This window comes from Pseudoalteromonas sp. XMcav1-K (assembly GCF_044005875.1).
Taxonomy (GTDB): Bacteria; Pseudomonadota; Gammaproteobacteria; order Enterobacterales; family Alteromonadaceae; genus Pseudoalteromonas; species Pseudoalteromonas spongiae.
Genome location: NZ_JBIPJE010000052.1, coordinates 123173 through 142003, shown reverse-complemented (window position 1 = coordinate 142003; position 18831 = coordinate 123173). Strand labels below are relative to the sequence as shown.

Below are 18831 nucleotides of genomic sequence, written 5' to 3'. Positions count from 1 at the left end.
ATCCATTTTACAAATTAAACAGTTGTTGATTAACAAATGGTGCAAGCGCGGTAGTAATGGCCATGGTATAAACGCTCTCTCGGGTGACTAAGTTATTTGTTAATAACGCCATTGCCCCGCCCTTTTGTTTAATATTCTCAGTGTCAAATAACCTATCCATTACATGACCCAGCTCTTCACCTTCGCAAAGCGCACGATAAACCACGTTTGGCATAGGTAAATTGCTACTGCGGCCAACTTGCACATGCTGTTTGTTATCAATCACAATGTAAGCAAAGGTCGCAGGACCATAACTAAAGTTATCTACACCGCCCTCTATCGCAACATAGCAATCCGCCTGAAAATGCGCTTTTGTGTAAGCAACTCGGTTTTTTGCACCTAGTAAGGTTTCTTCTGCGGTCATTGGTTGGTCTGCCACATCGGATGGCGCAAATACACCTTCACAGGTGAAATCAATGTTTGGAAACATGGCAGAAAATGCATTGCTTACTGCGTTTATTTTTACGGGATTTGTCGACCCAACAATAATTTTTTGGCTTTCTTTACTCATTTCTTACAATTCTTTGTCAATTAAAAGTCGCCTATCGCTTTCTAAATGCGCTGCGAGTTTTTATAATATCGCCATTGTGCTGACTGCCTACTGAATTAGCAAGTCGGTGGTTTAGCGAAACTTATGTTTTAGGAAAGATTATGAGCCAAGCTCGTGGTAATTTGTTTATTTTGTCAGCACCTTCTGGTGCAGGTAAATCAAGCCTTATCAACGCACTGTTAGAACGCCATAGCGATATGAAAGTATCGGTATCACACACCACACGCTCACCTCGTCCGGGTGAAGAAAACGGCGTGCACTATCATTTTGTAACGCAAGATGAATTTAAACAAGTCATCGCTGACGATGGTTTTTTTGAATGGGCACAAGTGTTTGATAACTACTATGGCACGTCAAAACAAAGCATTGAAACGCAATTAGCGAATGGCATCGATGTTTTTTTAGATATTGATTGGCAAGGCGCGCGTCAAGTAAGAGAGCTTGTTTCAGATGTACGCACTATTTTTATTTTGCCACCATCAAAGCAAGAACTTGAAGCGCGTTTAAATAGCCGAGGTCAAGACAGCGCCGAAGTCATCGCGAGCCGAATGGCAAAAGCACAATCAGAAACCTCTCATTACAATGAATACGATTATCTCATTGTGAATGATGATTTTGATACGGCACTTTACCAGTTGGAAACCATTGTCTTTGCCTCGCGCTTGGCACAAACCAACCAAACGCATAAGCACCAGCAACTGCTGAATGACTTATTAGCGGATTAAATTAATCCAAGTATTGGCTATTTTCTTCGCATCAAGTAAACTACGCTTTTGCGAATAATAAATTTTTGGAGTGCCTGATGGCTCGAGTAACTGTTGAAGATGCAGTAGATAAGATTGGTAACCGTTTTGACCTTATTTTAGTTGCGGCTCGCCGTGCGCGCCAAATCGCAACTGGTGGCAAAGATCCTATGGTTGATGCTGAAAACGACAAGCCAACTGTAATCGCACTACGTGAAATTGAAAAAGGTTTCATCACCAATGATTCTTTAGATTCACTAGAGCGCGAAGATCAGCAAAACCAAGAAGCGGCTGAGCTAGCTGCGGTTGCTGCTATCGTTGGTGGTGGTCACCAATAAGCAATAATTATTGCTCCCTACTCACGCTTTCCTTAGCTGAGTAGCTTTTCCAGCGACTGTTCGACTTTTTAATAAGAAACAGTCGTTGGCAATCCCTTCCAATTCATCGTATATTGTTATCAATTCCCCTCTATAGCTAGTATTGGAGCATCAATGTATCTTTTTGAAGGTCTTAAAAAGAACATCTCAGAATATTTAACGCCAGAGCAAGTTGAACTTGTACAAAAGGCCTATGTGGTTGCGCGTGACGCACACGAGGGTCAAACACGTTCAAGTGGTGAACCCTATATCACCCACCCTGTTGAGGTGACACAAATACTTGCCAATATGCGCTTAGATCACGAAACCTTAATGGCTGCATTAATGCATGACGTGATTGAAGATACCGATTTCAGCCAACAAGACCTTGCTGAAATTTTTGGCGATACCGTTGCCGAACTGGTTGAGGGTGTGTCAAAGCTCGATAAACTTAGCTTTAAAGACCAAAAAGAATTCCAAGCGGAAAACTATCGCAAAATGATTATGGCAATGACGCAAGATATTCGCGTTATTCTTATCAAACTTGCAGACCGCACGCACAATATGCGAACACTTGGCGCACTGCGTCCTGAAAAACGTCGCCGCATTGCCCGTGAAACACTTGAAATTTTTGCCCCAATAGCCAACCGTCTTGGTATTCATGACATTAAAAATGAGTTGGAAGATTTAGGTTTTCAAGCGCTTTACCCAATGCGTCACCGCGCGCTAAAAAACGAAGTCACTAAAGCACGTGGTAACCGTAAAGAGATAATTCAAAACATTCAAAACGAAATTATCTCGCGCATTGAAGAATCAGGAATTGAAGTTGAAGTATCGGGCCGCGAAAAACACCTTTATAGCATTTACCGTAAAATGCTAAATAAAGAACTGATGTTCAATGAAGTTATGGATATTTACGCGTTTCGCATTGTCGCCAATTCAATGGACACCTGCTACCGCGTACTTGGGGTTGTGCACAACCTATACAAACCAATCGAAACGCGTTTTAAAGACTACATCGCCGTACCAAAAACCAATGGCTATCAGTCTTTGCATACCTCGCTTGTAGGTCCGCATGGTATTCCCGTTGAAATTCAAATTCGCACCCATGAAATGGATCAAATGGCTGATAAAGGGGTTGCCGCACACTGGCTTTACAAAAAAGCGGGTGATAGTGCGGGTAATACGGCGCAGCAACGCGCTCGCCAGTGGATGCAAAGCTTACTTGAATTACAACAAAGCGCAGGCTCATCATTCGAATTTGTTGAAAACGTTAAAACAGAACTTTTCCCTGAAGAGATTTATGTATTCACGCCAGATGGTCGCATAATTGAATTACCAATGGGCGCCACAGCGGTCGATTTTGCCTACGCAGTTCACACCGACGTTGGTAACACCTGTGTTGGCGTGCGGGTGAACAGAAAGCCTTATCCACTAAGCGCAGCGCTTGATACCGGCCAAACGGTTGAAGTTATTACCAGCTCAGGTGCTCACCCTAACGCGACTTGGCTTAATTTTATTGTTACCGCAAAAGCGCGTATGGGCGTGCAAAAATACCTTAAGAAGCAAGAGCACGAAGAAGCACTGCAATTAGGCCGTCGCCTTTTAGATTCAGCACTTGGCGAGCACCATTTAAGCGATGTAAGTGAAGAAGCGCTGGCACGCACAGTGGAAGAACATAATGTTGATTCACTGGATAAATTATTAATAGAAATTGGTTCAGGTAACATTTTAAGCCTACTTGTCGCAAAGCGTTTGCTACAAGAGCAAGGAGAAGATGTTGGCGAACTAAACCACAACAAAAAAGCGGCCATTATTGGTACTGAAGGGATGTTAATTAACTACTCTAAGTGCTGCCGCCCTGTTCCTGGTGATGAAATTGTTGCGCATATTAGCCAAGGTAAAGGCCTTACGGTTCATCGCCAAGAATGTAAGAACATTCGCGGTTGGCAGCAAGAACGCTCTAAATATTTTGTTGTGAAATGGGAAGACAACCCAGAAAAAGAATATATTGCAGCACTACGTGTTGAAATTATAAACCACCAAGGCGCACTCGCTAAATTAACGAATTTAGTATCAACGACCGCGGCAAACATTGTTGAAATTAGTACCGAAGAAAAAGAGAGTAACTTATACCTAATCGATCTAGGTATCACAGTGAAAGACCGCGTCCATGTCGCTAACATAATGCGCCGAATTCGAGTAATGCCAGATGTACAAAAAGTATATCGCCGAAAATAATTAAGAAGATAAATTATGACAAAATCAATTATTAGCACTGATACAGCACCTGCAGCAATTGGCACGTATAGCCAAGCAGTAAAAGTAGGTACTACGGTTTACCTTTCAGGCCAAATTCCACTGGTTCCTGAAACAATGGAAATGGTATCAGACGATTTCACTGAACAAACACACCAAGTATTTAAAAATCTCGTGTCTGTATGTCAGGCTGCTGGCGGCGAAATTCAAAACATGGTTAAAGTAAATATTTTCCTAACCGACCTATCTAACTTCGCAACCGTAAATGAAGTGATGAGCCAGTATTTTAACGAACCATATCCAGCGCGCGCTGCGATTGGCGTTGCTGAACTGCCAAAAGGTTCACAAATCGAAATTGATGGCATTTTAGAGTTACCATCAACTAATTAATTTAATTCATTAATAAAATAATGAAAAAATTAAATATAAAGGGCTGTTATGCCCTTTTTTTTATGCTAAAAAAACATGTATAGTTTGTTAATCATAATGGCCTAGGAGCTTAAGTGTTTACTCTTAATAACGAAAATCAAGTTGTACTGACAGTTTCTGAGCAAACGCCCATGCCGCCGAGTGCTGACTTTGTCTTTCAAGCACTCGCTAACTCTGAATTCGCCGATTGTTATGTTTTAACAAAAGAAGTGAAAGAAGCTTTTCGCGATCCCGACTTTGACAAACTGATTGTTGCGGAAAAACACGATGCAACGCTGACAGTGTCGGTCAGTGAAGACAAAATGGCTGCAACCGCCTTGTTAACCACGGCCTACGGCGGTGAATTGATGAGCATGGAACAGGCCGTTGAAATCATTAAACAAGCCAATATCACCCGCGGTTACAAACAAGTTTGGTTAGAATCGTTACTAGGTAAGCAATTTGAGGCAATGCCCGGCAAAGAGCTTTCGGGCGTAATTGCCAAAGGGCAAATTCCTGTTGCCGGTAAAAACGGTTCGCTTGAAAAGAATGTACAAACTCTTGCCGACCGCGTGCGTCAACCGAAGCGCCGCGAAGATGGTTCTGTAGATATGCGTGATTTTGGCGCACTCGCAAGTGTAAAACCCGGTGATACCCTGATGACGCACCACTTTGCCACATTAGGCAAAGACGGATTTAACGTACTTGGTGAAACACTAAAAGCCAAACCGGGCGATGAAGTAAAATTAATTGCAGGTGACGGCACTGAACTTAGTGGCACCGATGATAAGTACCTAGTTGCTACTATTGCCGGCGTTCCTGTTGATGACAAATACGGTATGCGTGTTGACGATGTATTTACCATTCCTAATGTCGATGTAAAATCAGGCCATATTGATTTTGACGGTTCAGTGATCATTACCGAGAATATTGAACCGGGTATGAAAGTAACCGCAAAAGGCGACATTACCGTGTTTGGTAGCGTTGAATCTGCGGAGCTAAACGCCACAGGCAGCATAGAAATTAAAGAAGGCTGTTTAGGCCACCACAAAGAGAACGATGAGCTTTCGAATAAAATTAGCTGTGAAGGCAACTTAACCATCAGCTACGCACAATATACGTACTTATCTGGCAATCAAGTTAAAATTAAAAACCAAGCAAGCCACTGCCACATTAAAGCCAAAAATGAGCTAATGATCGGCAACCCTGAAAAAGGGGATGGCAAACTCATTGGCGGCAAAGTACTTGATGCTAAAACCATGATCTGCGGTGAAGTGGGCACCGACAAAGGTGCGCATACGGAAATTCACTTAGGTCATGCAGCTGTATTATTGAAAAACCGCACCGATGAAATTTTTGAACAAGTGCGCTTATGTAATCAGCAGCTAGAAACGCTCGAGTCTGAGTTTGATAAAGCACTGTCTATTGAAGATGCCGATAAACAACAAAATCTGTTAATTGAAATCTCTGATAAGCAAAACCTTAACGAACAGCTAATTGAGTTACTGCCAAATAAAGCCGCCAAGCTAGAACGTGCCATTCATATGCTCCGTGATTACTGCTATCTCGAAGTACAAAAAGCACTACACTCGAATGTAGAGCTGCGTATTTTTAACAAAGTACTCAAAACGGCGCGCACTTACCCACCCCTTACGGCACGTATAGATAAAAACAAAATCGAATTAGAGTTTAAAACAACCTAACCAAAATTATGACCCAATACAAAATGGATAATCTCGACAAATCGATTCTGCACGCGTTGATGGATAACGCGCGCGTGCCTTATGCTGAGCTAGCAAAAAAGTTTGAAGTCAGTGCCGGCACAATTCACGTACGTGTTGAGAAAATGAAACAAGCCAATATTATTACCGGCACAAAAGTTTCTATTAACGAAAAAAATCTAGGTTACGACGTATGTTGTTTTATTGGTATTAACTTAAAAAATGCCAAAGATTATCCCGACACTATCAAGCGCTTAGAAGCGTTAGAAGAAGTGGTAGAAGCCTATTACACCACAGGTAATTACAGTATTTTTATTAAGGTTGTGACACGTTCAATTGATCACCTGCAAGACGTACTAATCAATAAAATACAAGCTATTGACGTAATCCAATCAACCGAGACCTTAATCTCCTTACAAAACCCAATTAACCGAGATGTAACGCCATAACATTTCACTGCGATGCAGAATAATTGCGAGAGACACACCAGCTAGGTATAATCGCCGCGAATTTTCCGGAGAATAACCATGGCCGACAACCGTTACAAACGCGTAAAATCTGTACTCGACAAACGTCAACTTGATTTAACTGTGTGCTTAGACGAAGTGCACAAGCATCATAACTTATCAGCAATTGTTAGAACCGCTGACGCTGTTGGTTGTCACCATGTCCATGCGGTTTGGCCAAGAGAACAGCGCCGTTTAACTAATAATACATCGGGTGGTAGTAAAAACTGGGTGGAAACCCATATGCACGATGATATTGATGATGCGGTAAAAGCACTTCGTGAACAAATTCCAGGCGTGCAAATTTTAGCGACCAACCTATCAGATAGCGCCGTTGATTTTCGTGAAATTGATTACACTAAGCCAACTGCCGTTATTGTTGGCCAAGAACGCGATGGTATTTCCGACAAAGCACTCGCTCATGCGGACCAGCATATTATCATTCCAATGGAAGGCATGGTGCAATCATTAAATGTATCCGTTGCTGCAGCGTTAATTCTGTATGAAGCACAGCGTCAACGCGAAAACGCAGACATGTATCAACCTAATGACCACTTAGATAAAAACACCAAGCACACATTACTATTTGAAGGCTGTCACCCTATTATCGCGCAACAATGCCGACAAAAAGGCCTAGCTTACCCAGAACTCGATGATGAGGGTGAAATTGTGGCTGACGAAGCGTTTTGGAATACCCTACGCTTTGTCAAAAAAGCCTAAGCCAAACACTGGTTATTTTTACAGTTATCTATTGCAACTTTAAACTTAACCTGTTAAAAACCAAGGACGGTAAAAACGAAAGGACAGCTATGGCAATTGGTCTTGCCTCATATCCCATCACTGAACTGAAAGGTGCTGGGCCTAAAATTGCAGAGCGTTTAGCAAAGCTGCACATTTTTACCGTACAAGACTTACTCTTTCATTTACCACTGCGCTATGAAGATCGTACTCGCATTTACCCTATTTGCGAGCTGCAAGCGCACTATCATGTCAGCATTGAAGCAACTATCGAAAATACCAATATCAGCTTTGGTAAACGCCGCATGCTTAATTGCCAAGTTAACGATGGTACAGGCAGGCTAACCTTACGCTTTTTCACTTTTACCGCTGCGCAAAAAAATAATTTAACTGCGGGCAGTAAAATACGCTGTTTTGGAGAAATTCGCCGTGGTAGGAACGGCTATGAAATGGCTCATCCCGAGTATAAAATCATCGATGAGCATGCGACAAGCCAAGTTGAAGAATCACTTACGCCCGTTTACCCAACGACTGAAGGCTTAAAACAGCTTTCGTTACGCAAACTAAGTAGCCAAGCCGTAGCTTTACTAGAGCGCTATGATATTCAAGAACTCTTGCCAGCTCAGTATCAACCACAAGGGTACAGTTTAAAAAAAGCCCTACTAACGCTTCACAAACCAAGTCCTGAGGAAAGCACACTATTACTTGAGCAAGGGCTTCACCCTGCTCAGCAACGACTCGCATTTGAAGAAATACTGGCACAAAATTTAAGTCTTTTAAAACTGCGTGCCAAAGGGCAAGTGCATCAGGCGGTAACCTTGCCACCAACTAATTCTCTTGAGCCACAGCTACTTGCCCTGCTACCTTTCACACCAACTAATGCGCAACAGCGTGTAGTGGCAGAAATTAAACACGATCTAACTCAGCCCTACCCCATGATGCGATTAGTACAAGGCGATGTTGGTTCGGGCAAAACGTTAGTCGCGGCAATGTCAGCACTTACGGCAATTAGCCAAGGTTATCAAGTTGCCCTAATGGCACCTACCGAGATTTTAGCCGAGCAGCACGCTAATGCTTTTCGAACTTGGTTTGAGCCATTAGGGGTTAAAATTGCGTGGTTAGCGGGTAAAACTAAAGGCAAAGAACGCACTGTAGCACTTGAGCAAATAGCCTCCGGCGAAGCACAAATGATTGTCGGCACCCATGCGTTATTCCAAGAACAAGTGAACTTTAATAATCTCGCACTGATTATTATTGATGAACAACACCGCTTTGGCGTACACCAACGTTTAGAATTACGTGAAAAAGGCCGTAATGGCAATTGCTATCCACACCAGTTAGTTATGACCGCTACACCTATTCCACGCACCTTAGCAATGACCGCCTATGCAGATTTAGAAACATCGATTATTGACGAGTTACCACCGGGCAGAACACCTATTACAACGGTCGCTATACCAGATACCCGCCGCCAAGACATTATTAACCGTGTACAGCAGTCGGTGCTACAAGACAAGCGTCAGGTTTATTGGGTGTGTACGCTAATAGAAGAATCTGAGGCATTGCAATGTCAAGCTGCGGAGGATAGCGCAAAAGAATTAGCTAAAGCACTACCCGATGTTGCTATCGAATTGGTACACGGCCGCATGAAACCAAGTGAAAAGCAGTTCATCATGTCGGAGTTTAAAGCGGGCAAAATAGACGTACTGGTTGCTACAACCGTAATAGAAGTTGGGGTAGATGTACCTAACGCTAGCTTAATTATTATTGAAAACCCAGAACGTTTAGGGCTTGCCCAATTACACCAGTTACGCGGCCGTGTTGGCCGTGGCTCAGTTGCATCGCATTGCGTACTGCTATATCACCCTCCACTATCTAACACAGGTCAGAAACGCTTAGGAGTGCTGCGCGATAGCAATGACGGCTTTGTTATTGCAGAACGAGATTTGGAGATACGTGGACCCGGCGAAGTGCTTGGTACAAAGCAGACGGGACTTGCGGAATTTAGAATTGCTGATCTTGTGCGAGACAAAGCACTAGTAGAACAAGTTAGGCCCGTCGCTAAACGCTTTTTAACTGAATATAGCGACCTTGCTGAGCAAATTATTGCCCGTTGGCTACCCGATAAAGAGCAGTTCGCACAGGCATAATCGTTAAGTTAAATGACATTTTTATTTTTTGGCGCGAGCTAAGGCGCTCGGTGGCATTTTTTCAGCGAGCAATGCGAGCTTTTTCGCGACTTCTTGATGACGCTTTTTATCGTAAATTAAAGCGCCATTAAGCCAGCGATATGCATCTTCAAAATCACGAGGGCTACCAAGCCCCGCGTTAAACAGATCAACAAGCCTAATTTGTGCATTTAAATTACCAAGCGATGCGGCCTCACGTAGATAAATAATGGCCTTATTAATATCGCGCTGCACTAATTGACCTACATGGTAATAGCGACCAAGTTGCTCTAGTGCCGCCGCTAAACCCTGATCTGCCGCTTCACGCATGTAATACACACCAAGATCAACATCACGTTCTACACATACTGCGTATGCCAACATATCGCCATATAAAAACTGGTATGCAGGGACTTTCATTTTACTTGCACGCGCTTCGATATCCTGCACAAGTTGGCAATCATCGAGCTTTACTCGTGTTAAATGTTCATTTTTATTTATGAGTTTAATGAGTTCATCTTGGCTGTAGATTTGCACTGCTTGAAGTTCAGGGTTTTCGGCAAGCACATTTGCAGAGCTAAAAAGTAGCCCTGTAGCAGCAAAGGTTTGACACAATGTTCGCATAAATAAACGCATAATAATTCTCAGATATTCGAGGCCAATTAAGTCAATCCACTTAACTAGTTAATCATTCAGTGAGCTAACTACCGCACTACACTTATAATTAGTGCGATAAACGTGTTCAAATATTTAATACCAATTCACTTAAATAGCTGATCATCCTAGCGGGCTAAATATCATGCTAACTGCGTTTGAATTTATCAATGTAGAACAACTACATAAAAAATTCCGCCTTGTTACCATTTCATTTATCCATCGCTATCCCTGATCACATACTTAACAGAACTGGGGCTCATACCAATTTAAAATAATTGATACAAAATATATACCAACCTTTGAATTTTAGGCATAAAAAAAGCTGCAAACTGCAGCTTTTTTCTAGAAACTAAATTTACTCACCAAATGGGTTACGTACAATCATTGTTTCTACACGATCTGGGCCAGTCGAAATGATATCGATTGGTACACCAGTGATTTCTTCTAAACGCTTGATGTAGTTACGTGCTGCTTGCGGTAAGCCTTCGTAAGTTGTTACACCGAACGTATTTTCGCTCCAACCTGGCATCTCTTCGTATACTGGTGTTACTTTCTCGTAACCTTCAGCAGCAAGTGGTGTTACGTTTGTAACTGTGCCATCTTCAAGCTGGTAACCAGTACAGATTTTGATTGTTTCTAAACCGTCTAATACGTCTAGTTTAGTTAAACAGAAGCCTGTAATAGAGTTAATTTGTACCGCACGACGCATTGCAACAGCATCGAACCAACCTGTACGACGTAAACGACCCGTTGTAGCGCCAAACTCGTGACCTTTGTCACCTAAGTGTTTGCCAACAGGGTCTTGCTTATCTAGACCGTCATAAAGTTCCGTTGGGAAAGGACCTGAACCAACACGTGTTGTATATGCTTTCACGATACCTAATACGTAATCTAGGTTCAATGGACCAAAACCAGCACCCGTAGCAACACCGCCAGCCGTTGTATTTGAAGACGTAACGTATGGGTATGTGCCGTGGTCGATATCAAGTAGCGTACCTTGCGCACCTTCAAATAAGATGTGCTCGCCATTAGTACGTGCTTGGTCAAGTAACTCAGTAACGTCAACAACCATAGACTTAAGAATGTCAGCAACAGCCATTGCTGCATCTAATGTTTCTTGGTAATCAACTGGATCAACTTTGTAGTAATTAACTAGTGTAAAGTTATGATACTCAAGTACTTCTTTTAGTTTTTCAGCGAATAACTCTGGGTTAAATAAATCGCCAACACGTAAGCCACGACGCGCCACTTTATCTTCGTAAGCTGGACCAATACCACGACCTGTAGTACCGATAGCTTTAGCGCCACGTGCTTCTTCACGAGCCATGTCTAATGCTACGTGGTACGGTAGGATTAGTGGACATGCTTCAGAAATTAATAAACGCTCTCTAACCGGAACACCACGCTCTTCAAGCATGCCGATTTCGCGCATAAGTGCATCTGGTGCTAATACTACACCGTTACCGATCACACATTTAACATTGTCACGTAGAACACCTGATGGGATAAGGTGAAGAACTGTTTTCTCACCGTTAATAACGAGTGTGTGACCTGCGTTGTGACCACCTTGATAACGTACAACTAAAGACGCTTTATCTGTTAGTAGGTCAACAACCTTACCTTTACCTTCGTCACCCCATTGGGTGCCTAATACAACGACGTTTTTACCCATTGTAACTTCACTTAAAGAAAATTAGGCGCAGATTCTATCAAAAAATAGGGGCAAAGATCACCCCGTTTAGCAGCTTTTTTCATCATTTTATCTAAATAACTTCAATTAAATTGGTATATACAAGCTCATTAAGCACTGTTGTTTTTAGATAATTTACTAATAAATTTAATTTTTATTTTATCTCTTGGTTGTTTTTTATTTTATGGTTTTAACCACATAAAAAGCAGCCAACCAATCGAGATTAAAGCAACACCTATCACCCGCAATTGCGGATCAGCTAATTGCGCTATTTCGCGTAAATACTCGCGCCATTTCGCTGGAAATAAAGCAGGCCCAAGCCCTTCAAAAATTAACAACAAAGCAAACGCCAATAGCAATACATCAAAGCTCATTATTTTCTCCATAAAAAAGCCCTGCAAGTGCAGGGCTTTTAATATTATATTGCAACTGGGTAAGTTACTTACCGGTTTGCTTCATATACTTAAAGAAGTCACTATCAGGGCTAAGCACCATAACGTCTTCTTTGTTTTTAAAGGTTGCTTTGTAAGCATCTAGGCTGCGTAAGAAGCTATAGAATTCTGCGTCTTTATTGTACGCATCAGCATAAATTTTTGCTGCTAACGCATCACCTTCACCGCGTACACTTCGTGCATTACGCTCCGCATCAGCAAGCATAACCGTTACACGACGGTCTACGTCAGCGCGAATTTCCTCAGCCTTCTCCATACCTTCAGAACGGTGTTCTTTCGCTACAGCAGAACGCTCAGCGCGCATACGTTGGAAAATTGAGTTACTTACTTCTGTCGGTAAATTAATTTTCTTCACACGCACGTCAAGTACTTCAATACCTAACTCAGCAGCACTTTCAGAAGCTTGCGATAGTGCCTCTTCCATTAGTGCGCTACGCTCACCTGACACAATCTCGCGAATTGTGCGCGAACCAAAGTTAGTTCTTAAACCATTGTTCACCTTTTGCTTAAGTAGTGTTTCAGCATATTGCTTATCACCACGTGCACGCAGGTAAAACTTACTGAAGTCTTTGACACGCCATTTAACATACGAATCAACAATTAAGTCTTTCTTTTCGCTTGTTACAAAGCGATCTGGTGAACCGTCCAGTGTTTGAATACGCGAATCTAGCTTACGTACTTGAGAGATAAACGGCATTTTAAATTGCAGACCTGGCTCATACACAACCGGGTTATCTTCGCTATCTTTCTTAACTTTACTAAACTCTAATACAATTGCCTTTTGACCTTCTGGCACCACAAACAGACCAGAAAAACTAAGCATCGCTAGAATAACAACAATAACTAAACCAAAGTTTTTCATTGATTGTATCTCCCAGAGTTATAACGGTCGCTAGAGTAGCGGTCATTCGCAGAATTTAGCTGACTGTTTTTCGTTGTACCTAGTTGCTGTCTTAAGTTATCAACATCATTGCGTTGACGAGCAGGCATTGCGTTTTCTTTCGATTGCTGAATAATTTTATCGAGCGGTAAATACATCATATTATTACCACCTTCTACATCAACAATTACCTTTGATGTGTTACCTAATACTTCTTCCATCGCATCAATATAAAGACGCTGACGCGTTACTTCTTTAGCAGCTTGGTATTCTGGTAATAGACGCTCAAAACGTGCGATTTCACCTTGCGCTTCAAGCGTTACACGCTCTTTATACGCTTCTGCTTCTTGCGTCATACGTGTTACACGACCACGTGCAGTTGGTTCAATCTCACGTTGATATGCTTCAGCTTCACGAATAAAACGCTCTTCATCTTCTTGTGCAGCAATTGCATCATCAAACGCATCTTTAACTTCTGCCGGTGGACGCGCATCTTTAAAGTTAACGTCTGTCAGTACGATACCTAAGTTATATGGCGTGATAATTTTCTCAAGTTCCTGCCAAGTGTCTTGACGCACCTGCTCACGGCCTTTCGTTAACACATCATCCATTTTTGCATGACCAACAACATAACGCAGTGCACTATCAAGCGCTTGCTGTAAGCTGTGATCTGCATCCGTTACGCTAAAGCGGTATAGATATGCATCGGTAACGCGGTACTGAACCACGAACTCAACACTTACCACGTTCTCATCTTCAGTAAGCATAAAGCCTGATGCAGAAAGTGAACGCACTGCTTCAATATCTACAGGGATGACACGATCTACAAACGTCATTTTCCAACGAAGACCTGGCATAGCAACTTCATGGAACTGACCGAAGCGTAATACAACACCACGCTCTGCTTCTTTCACCGTGTAAAAACCACTAATAGCCCAAACAGTAATAGCGATAATTAAAACAAATACCAGTGCAGGGCCACTTAAACCGCCGTTGCTTGATCCTTTTTTGCCGCCAAATAAGCCACCAAAGCGGTCGCCGTATTTGCGGAACACTTCATCTAAATCAGGTGGACCCTGATCTCGACCGCCCTTGTTATTCCATGGGTCTTTGTCGTTGCCATTGTTACCCGGCTCGTTCCAGGCCATAGCGTCACTCCAATATTAATAATTAAAATTAAACTTTGGTAAATTTACCAAAACCTTAGGGGATTTTCTAATTTTTACGGTAAACAAATATTTTTGAAAAGTTAAACCACTAATTCTTGTATTTGCTCACCGAACTCTTTTTTCAAGCGCTGCCAGTCTGACATAGGTAACCTGACATTTAATAGCCAATTACCCAGCTCATCAAAGTTTTCAGCTTGCACCGCATTTAATCGATAAAGCGCACCTTGTAAGCGACCTAATTGCGGCGGAATGCGCATATTTTCATGGAACATTTGTTCCGCTAAGCATTCGCCAATCGCTTCAAGCAATAGTTCACAACCTACCCCAGTTTGTGCCGATAACCAAACGCGAATAGGTCTACCTTCATCATTGCGATCAATACGTGGAGACACCTCTTCCACTAAATCGATTTTGTTGTAAACCAATAACTGCGGTACTTCATCGGCATCAATTTCTCTCAGTACATCTTGTACTTGCTCGATATTTTCTTGACGCCTTGCATCTGCGACATCAATCACGTGAAGTTGTAAATCCGCTTCACGGGTCTCAGCTAACGTTGATTTAAACGCAGCGACTAAGTCATGCGGTAAATGCCTAATAAAACCAACAGTATCAGCAAGAATTGTTGGTCCCAAATCTGGCACCTCAATTTTACGAAGTGTTGGGTCAAGCGTCGCAAACAGCTGATCCGCCGCATATACATCACTGTCGGTGATGCGATTAAACAAGGTTGATTTACCCGCATTGGTATAGCCAACTAATGATACGGTTGGAATTTCATTTCGGTTTCGTGCGCGACGCCCTTGTTCACGTTGTTTAGCTACTTTTTCTAAGCGCTTTAAAATATTTTTAATTTTGCCACGAATTAAACGGCGGTCGGTTTCAAGCTGGGTTTCACCCGGACCTCGTAAACCTATGCCCCCTTTTTGCCTTTCAAGGTGAGTCCAACCTCGAATCAATCGTGTAGAAATATGGCGTAATTGTGCAAGTTCTACTTGTAGCTTACCTTCATGAGTACGCGCTCTTTGCGCAAAGATATCAAGAATCAAACTCGTTCTATCAAGCACGCGACATTTACATATCGCCTCTAAGTTACGTTCTTGTGAGGGGGATAATTCGTGATTAAAGATGATTACATCTGCATCATGGATTTTGACAATCTCAGCAATTTCCTCAGCTTTACCGCTTCCTACGAAGTATTTGGCATGCGGTGATTGACGACTGCCTTGCACAATCGTCAATGCATTTACACCAGCTGAAGAAACGAGCATTTCCAATTCTTGCAAATCTTCACGATCGCCTTCATTTGGAAATTCGATATGAACTAAGACTGCCTGTTCACCGGCTTCATAACGGTCAAACAAGCATTAAACTCCTATTAATTAGTAGTTACCGCTCTCGTCTTCTGCACCGCCCTGAGTTGCTTGGAAATTAACAGCTCGCGCAGGTACAACAGTTGAAATAGCGTGTTTGTAAACCATTTGGTTTACAGTGTTTTCTAGTAAAATTACAAATTGGTCAAATGACTGAATTTTGCCTTGTAGCTTGATGCCGTTAACTAAATAAATTGCTACAGGAATACGTTCACGGCGTAACGCGTTCAAAAATGGGTCTTGTAATGATTGGCCTTTTGCCATTGTTATTTTCCTTAGTTCTAGGTGTTCTTATAAAATTCGATAACTCTAACGAATTCAATTATTTTTACTGCACCACTTTACTAGCTTAGCGAACTTAACACGCGTTGCAAGTTTTCTTCATCGCCTGATTCTAGCCAAGTAATATTTTGCCAGCCACGTAACCAAGTCAACTGACGTTTAGCAAGCTGACGCGTAGCAGCTATGCCCTTAAAAACCATTTCATCATAATCATCCTCGCCCGCGAGATAATCCCACATTTGACGATAACCTACACAGCGAATAGACGGTAGGTCTGGATGTAAGTCCTTTCTTGTATATAAGGCCAGAACTTCTTTTTCAAACCCCATATCGAGCATTATTTTAAATCTTTTTTCAATACGTTGGTGTAACACAGCGCGATCGCTCGGTGCAATCGCAAACTGTAAAACATCAAAAGGTAACGGTTCTGACTTAACCTTTTGTAGCTCACTCATTGGTTTACCCGTTAAACGGTATACCTCTAAAGCGCGATTAATACGCTGTGAGTCATTTTCATTAATTTTTGCAGCTGCAACTGGATCGACCTGTGTCAGTTCTTGATGCAATGCGGGCCAGCCTTTCACCTGCGCTTCTTGCTCAAGTTCAGCACGAATTGCTTGGTCTGCATTTGGTAATGGTGACAAGCCTTCAAGTAACGCTTTGAAATACATCATGGTGCCACCCACCAAGAGCGGAATTTTGCCTTGGCTATGCAACTGGGCAATATTATCTAGCGCATCACGACGAAAGTCAGCTGCAGAATAACTACCAGCAGGATCGATTAAATCGATAAGTCGATGTGGTGCTAATGCCAACTCTTCAGCATTCGGCTTCGCGGAACCAATATCCATGCCTTTGTATACCAACGCAGAGTCGACGCTGATTACTTCGGTATTTAAATGCTGACAAAGTTGAATAGCTAAGTCGGTTTTACCGGAAGCAGTCGGTCCCATTAAGCAAATAACTGGCAATTGTTGCAACGTATTTCCTTGCTAAACTAAAAATTAATCGGTTAGTCAAAAAGACTGTTTTCTATGTCAATTTTAACAGTTTTCGTTTTAAAACTGGCAATTAATTCAGGCTTTTTTACCACTAACTCGACTAATTGCTTAGTAATTGTGTAGCCCAGAGGCTGAACTAAGGCAATATTTTTCAGCCAAGTCAGCCAAAACGTCAGATCGGTTTTTTCATTTTGTCGCAATGCATGGTCAAACAAGTTATCTAAGATTTGATTAACATCCACTGAATATAAAACCTCAGGTAATTTTTTCACTAACAAAAACTGAGAGTTGACGGCAATATCAAAACCAAGAATTCCTAACCATGAAAGGTTGTCTTGCACTTTATCAAGCAAGTCTGACGATAAATTGATCCGTACAGGTAACAGCAGACTTTTACTTTCAAGTTGCCCTTGTTGTTCAACATGCGTTTGCCAGAGGGTAAGGATTGCAGGCGTAAGATCGATCATCTGTGGCTCACCATTTACACTGCGCAGTGCTTTTCCTTGGCGTAGCGGCAATAACTCAATGCATTCTGCGCTATTAGTTGATCGCGGTATATCATTAAGCGTGTCATGAACTGCTGATTCAATGACCTGATCGGCGACTCCCTGATAGAATGCATTTACCGAATGCTGTTTTACGCTATCAGGTACTTGATGATGCTGCATTAACGGCTTTTTGTAACCTGAACCACCACTAGGCGCTGAAAAAGAAGCACTTTGTTCACGCACTTGCGGCGTACTCACCGCGCTGGGTTCATGCCCAGCATCAAATTGATGTATTTGCTGTAGTGCATAATCACTAGTCTCATTGCTTGGCGCGAGATCAAGCGGCTGTTCAAAACTAATCGCTTGCCTCACTGCTTGTACAATAAAATCATGTACTAAACGCCCTTGATGAAAGCGTACTTCGTGTTTCGCTGGGTGTACATTCACATCGACTTGGCGCGGCTCTATTTCAAGGTAAATAACAAAACCCGGAATATCATAGCCTGAAGCATATTCTTCAAATGTTTGACGAATAGCGTGAAAAATTAACTTATCACGCATCATTCGACCATTAACATAAGTGTACTGCGGCTCTGTTTTATCGCCAACGGGTAATACCCAGCCATACAGGCGTAAGCGCTCATCACCAGAATCGACATAGACAGCCTGCTGTTCAAAGACCTTTCCTGCAACTTGGGCAACGCGCTTGACGTAATTTTCTTGCTGCATTTGCGCACGATATTGACGCACAGTTTTGCCGTTATGCTTAAGCGTAATTGCCACATCAAAACGCGACAGTGCAATGCGCTTCAGCAATTCATCAATATGGTGAAATTCAGTTTTCTCGGTGCGTAAAAATTTACGACGAGCTGGTGTGTTAAAAAATAAATCAACGACTTCAATGGTTGTGCCATTAGGGTGAGAAGCTGGCGTAATTTGTACCGCCATATCTCGCCCTTCGGCATAAGCTTGCCACGCTTCGTTTTGTGCCTCAGTTTTAGAGGTCAATGTTAAACGCGATACTGAGCTTATTGACGCCAAGGCTTCGCCACGAAAGCCTAAAGATGCGATTTGCTCTAAGTCATCGAGTGATTTTATTTTGCTGGTTGCATGGCGTGACAACGCTAAAGTGAGCTGGTCTTTGTCGATACCAAAGCCATTATCGCGAATACGTATTAGTTTGTGACCACCACGTTCAATATCAATTTGAATGCGCGTTGCACCCGCATCTAAACTGTTTTCCACCAGCTCTTTAACCACTGATGCGGGGCGTTCTACTACTTCACCAGCCGCTATTTGGTTGGCAAGACGAGCGGGTAATATTTGTATAGACATAATTACAAGTTCTAAA

The 18831-nt window shown here is 42.3% G+C and carries 18 protein-coding genes; 8 read left to right on the top strand and 10 right to left on the bottom strand.

Going from position 1 to position 18831, the window contains the following annotated elements; translation table 11 throughout:
- Positions 1-7: 7 nt before the first annotated feature.
- Entirely contained in the window at positions 8-550 is a 543-nt protein-coding gene (gene yjjX / locus ACHSBP_RS21720) for an inosine/xanthosine triphosphatase (RefSeq protein ID WP_395390405.1), read from the bottom strand.
- Between the two features lie 140 nt (positions 551-690).
- Between yjjX and gmk the strand changes: the two genes are divergently transcribed.
- The 8 genes from gmk (at position 691) to recG (ending at position 9470) form a co-directional block, all read left to right on the top strand.
- Positions 691-1314: a guanylate kinase gene (gmk, locus tag ACHSBP_RS21715; RefSeq protein WP_010561049.1), complete on the top strand. Its 624-nt coding sequence runs from the start codon at positions 691-693 to the stop codon at positions 1312-1314.
- 77 nt (positions 1315-1391) lie between these two features.
- Positions 1392-1670: a DNA-directed RNA polymerase subunit omega gene (gene rpoZ / locus ACHSBP_RS21710; RefSeq protein ID WP_010561050.1), complete on the top strand. Its 279-nt coding sequence runs from the start codon at positions 1392-1394 to the stop codon at positions 1668-1670.
- A gap of 153 nt (positions 1671-1823) precedes the next feature.
- Complete coding sequence (gene spoT / locus ACHSBP_RS21705) at positions 1824-3929, top strand: bifunctional GTP diphosphokinase/guanosine-3',5'-bis pyrophosphate 3'-pyrophosphohydrolase (RefSeq protein WP_010561051.1); 2106 nt, start codon at positions 1824-1826, stop codon at positions 3927-3929.
- A 15-nt stretch (positions 3930-3944) separates the two neighbouring features.
- Positions 3945-4337: a RidA family protein gene (locus ACHSBP_RS21700; RefSeq protein WP_010561052.1), complete on the top strand. Its 393-nt coding sequence runs from the start codon at positions 3945-3947 to the stop codon at positions 4335-4337.
- 113 nt (positions 4338-4450) lie between these two features.
- Complete coding sequence (locus ACHSBP_RS21695) at positions 4451-6058, top strand: DUF342 domain-containing protein (RefSeq protein WP_010561053.1); 1608 nt, start codon at positions 4451-4453, stop codon at positions 6056-6058.
- Positions 6059-6066: 8 nt separating this feature from the next.
- Positions 6067-6525 (top strand): transcriptional regulator AsnC, encoded by a 459-nt coding sequence (gene asnC, locus ACHSBP_RS21690; protein WP_010561054.1) that lies wholly within the window; start codon positions 6067-6069, stop codon positions 6523-6525.
- A gap of 78 nt (positions 6526-6603) precedes the next feature.
- The gene (gene trmH / locus ACHSBP_RS21685; protein ID WP_010561055.1) at positions 6604-7302 is read left to right on the top strand and encodes a tRNA (guanosine(18)-2'-O)-methyltransferase TrmH; all 699 of its coding nucleotides are present in this window, start codon (positions 6604-6606) and stop codon (positions 7300-7302) included.
- A 50-nt stretch (positions 7303-7352) separates the two neighbouring features.
- Complete coding sequence (recG, locus tag ACHSBP_RS21680; protein WP_395390418.1) at positions 7353-9470, top strand: ATP-dependent DNA helicase RecG; 2118 nt, start codon at positions 7353-7355, stop codon at positions 9468-9470.
- A 21-nt stretch (positions 9471-9491) separates the two neighbouring features.
- Here the strand turns inward: recG and ACHSBP_RS21675 are convergent, their stop codons facing one another.
- The 9 genes from ACHSBP_RS21675 to mutL all read right to left on the bottom strand — a co-directional run bounded on the left by ACHSBP_RS21675 (position 9492) and on the right by mutL (position 18815).
- Complete coding sequence (locus tag ACHSBP_RS21675; RefSeq protein ID WP_010561057.1) at positions 9492-10124, bottom strand: tetratricopeptide repeat protein; 633 nt, start codon at positions 10122-10124, stop codon at positions 9492-9494.
- A 376-nt stretch (positions 10125-10500) separates the two neighbouring features.
- Positions 10501-11817: an adenylosuccinate synthase gene (locus tag ACHSBP_RS21670; RefSeq protein WP_010561058.1), complete on the bottom strand. Its 1317-nt coding sequence runs from the start codon at positions 11815-11817 to the stop codon at positions 10501-10503.
- A gap of 200 nt (positions 11818-12017) precedes the next feature.
- Positions 12018-12209 carry a DUF2065 domain-containing protein gene (locus ACHSBP_RS21665; protein ID WP_395390404.1) on the bottom strand — a complete coding sequence of 64 codons (192 nt, stop codon included), beginning with the start codon at positions 12207-12209 and terminating at the stop codon, positions 12018-12020.
- A gap of 64 nt (positions 12210-12273) precedes the next feature.
- Entirely contained in the window at positions 12274-13149 is an 876-nt protein-coding gene (hflC, locus tag ACHSBP_RS21660) for a protease modulator HflC (protein ID WP_100912635.1), read from the bottom strand.
- Complete coding sequence (hflK, locus tag ACHSBP_RS21655; protein WP_010561061.1) at positions 13146-14315, bottom strand: FtsH protease activity modulator HflK; 1170 nt, start codon at positions 14313-14315, stop codon at positions 13146-13148. Before hflK ends, hflC begins: the two co-directional genes overlap by 4 nt.
- Positions 14316-14416: 101 nt before the next feature.
- Positions 14417-15700 carry a ribosome rescue GTPase HflX gene (hflX, locus tag ACHSBP_RS21650; protein ID WP_010561062.1) on the bottom strand — a complete coding sequence of 428 codons (1284 nt, stop codon included), beginning with the start codon at positions 15698-15700 and terminating at the stop codon, positions 14417-14419.
- Positions 15701-15718: 18 nt separating this feature from the next.
- Complete coding sequence (gene hfq, locus ACHSBP_RS21645; protein WP_010561063.1) at positions 15719-15973, bottom strand: RNA chaperone Hfq; 255 nt, start codon at positions 15971-15973, stop codon at positions 15719-15721.
- An 80-nt stretch (positions 15974-16053) separates the two neighbouring features.
- Positions 16054-16971, bottom strand: coding sequence for a tRNA (adenosine(37)-N6)-dimethylallyltransferase MiaA (gene miaA, locus ACHSBP_RS21640; protein WP_395390403.1), 918 nt, complete (start codon positions 16969-16971; stop codon positions 16054-16056).
- A 32-nt stretch (positions 16972-17003) separates the two neighbouring features.
- Positions 17004-18815 (bottom strand): DNA mismatch repair endonuclease MutL, encoded by a 1812-nt coding sequence (gene mutL, locus ACHSBP_RS21635; protein WP_395390402.1) that lies wholly within the window; start codon positions 18813-18815, stop codon positions 17004-17006.
- Positions 18816-18831 lie beyond the last annotated feature (16 nt).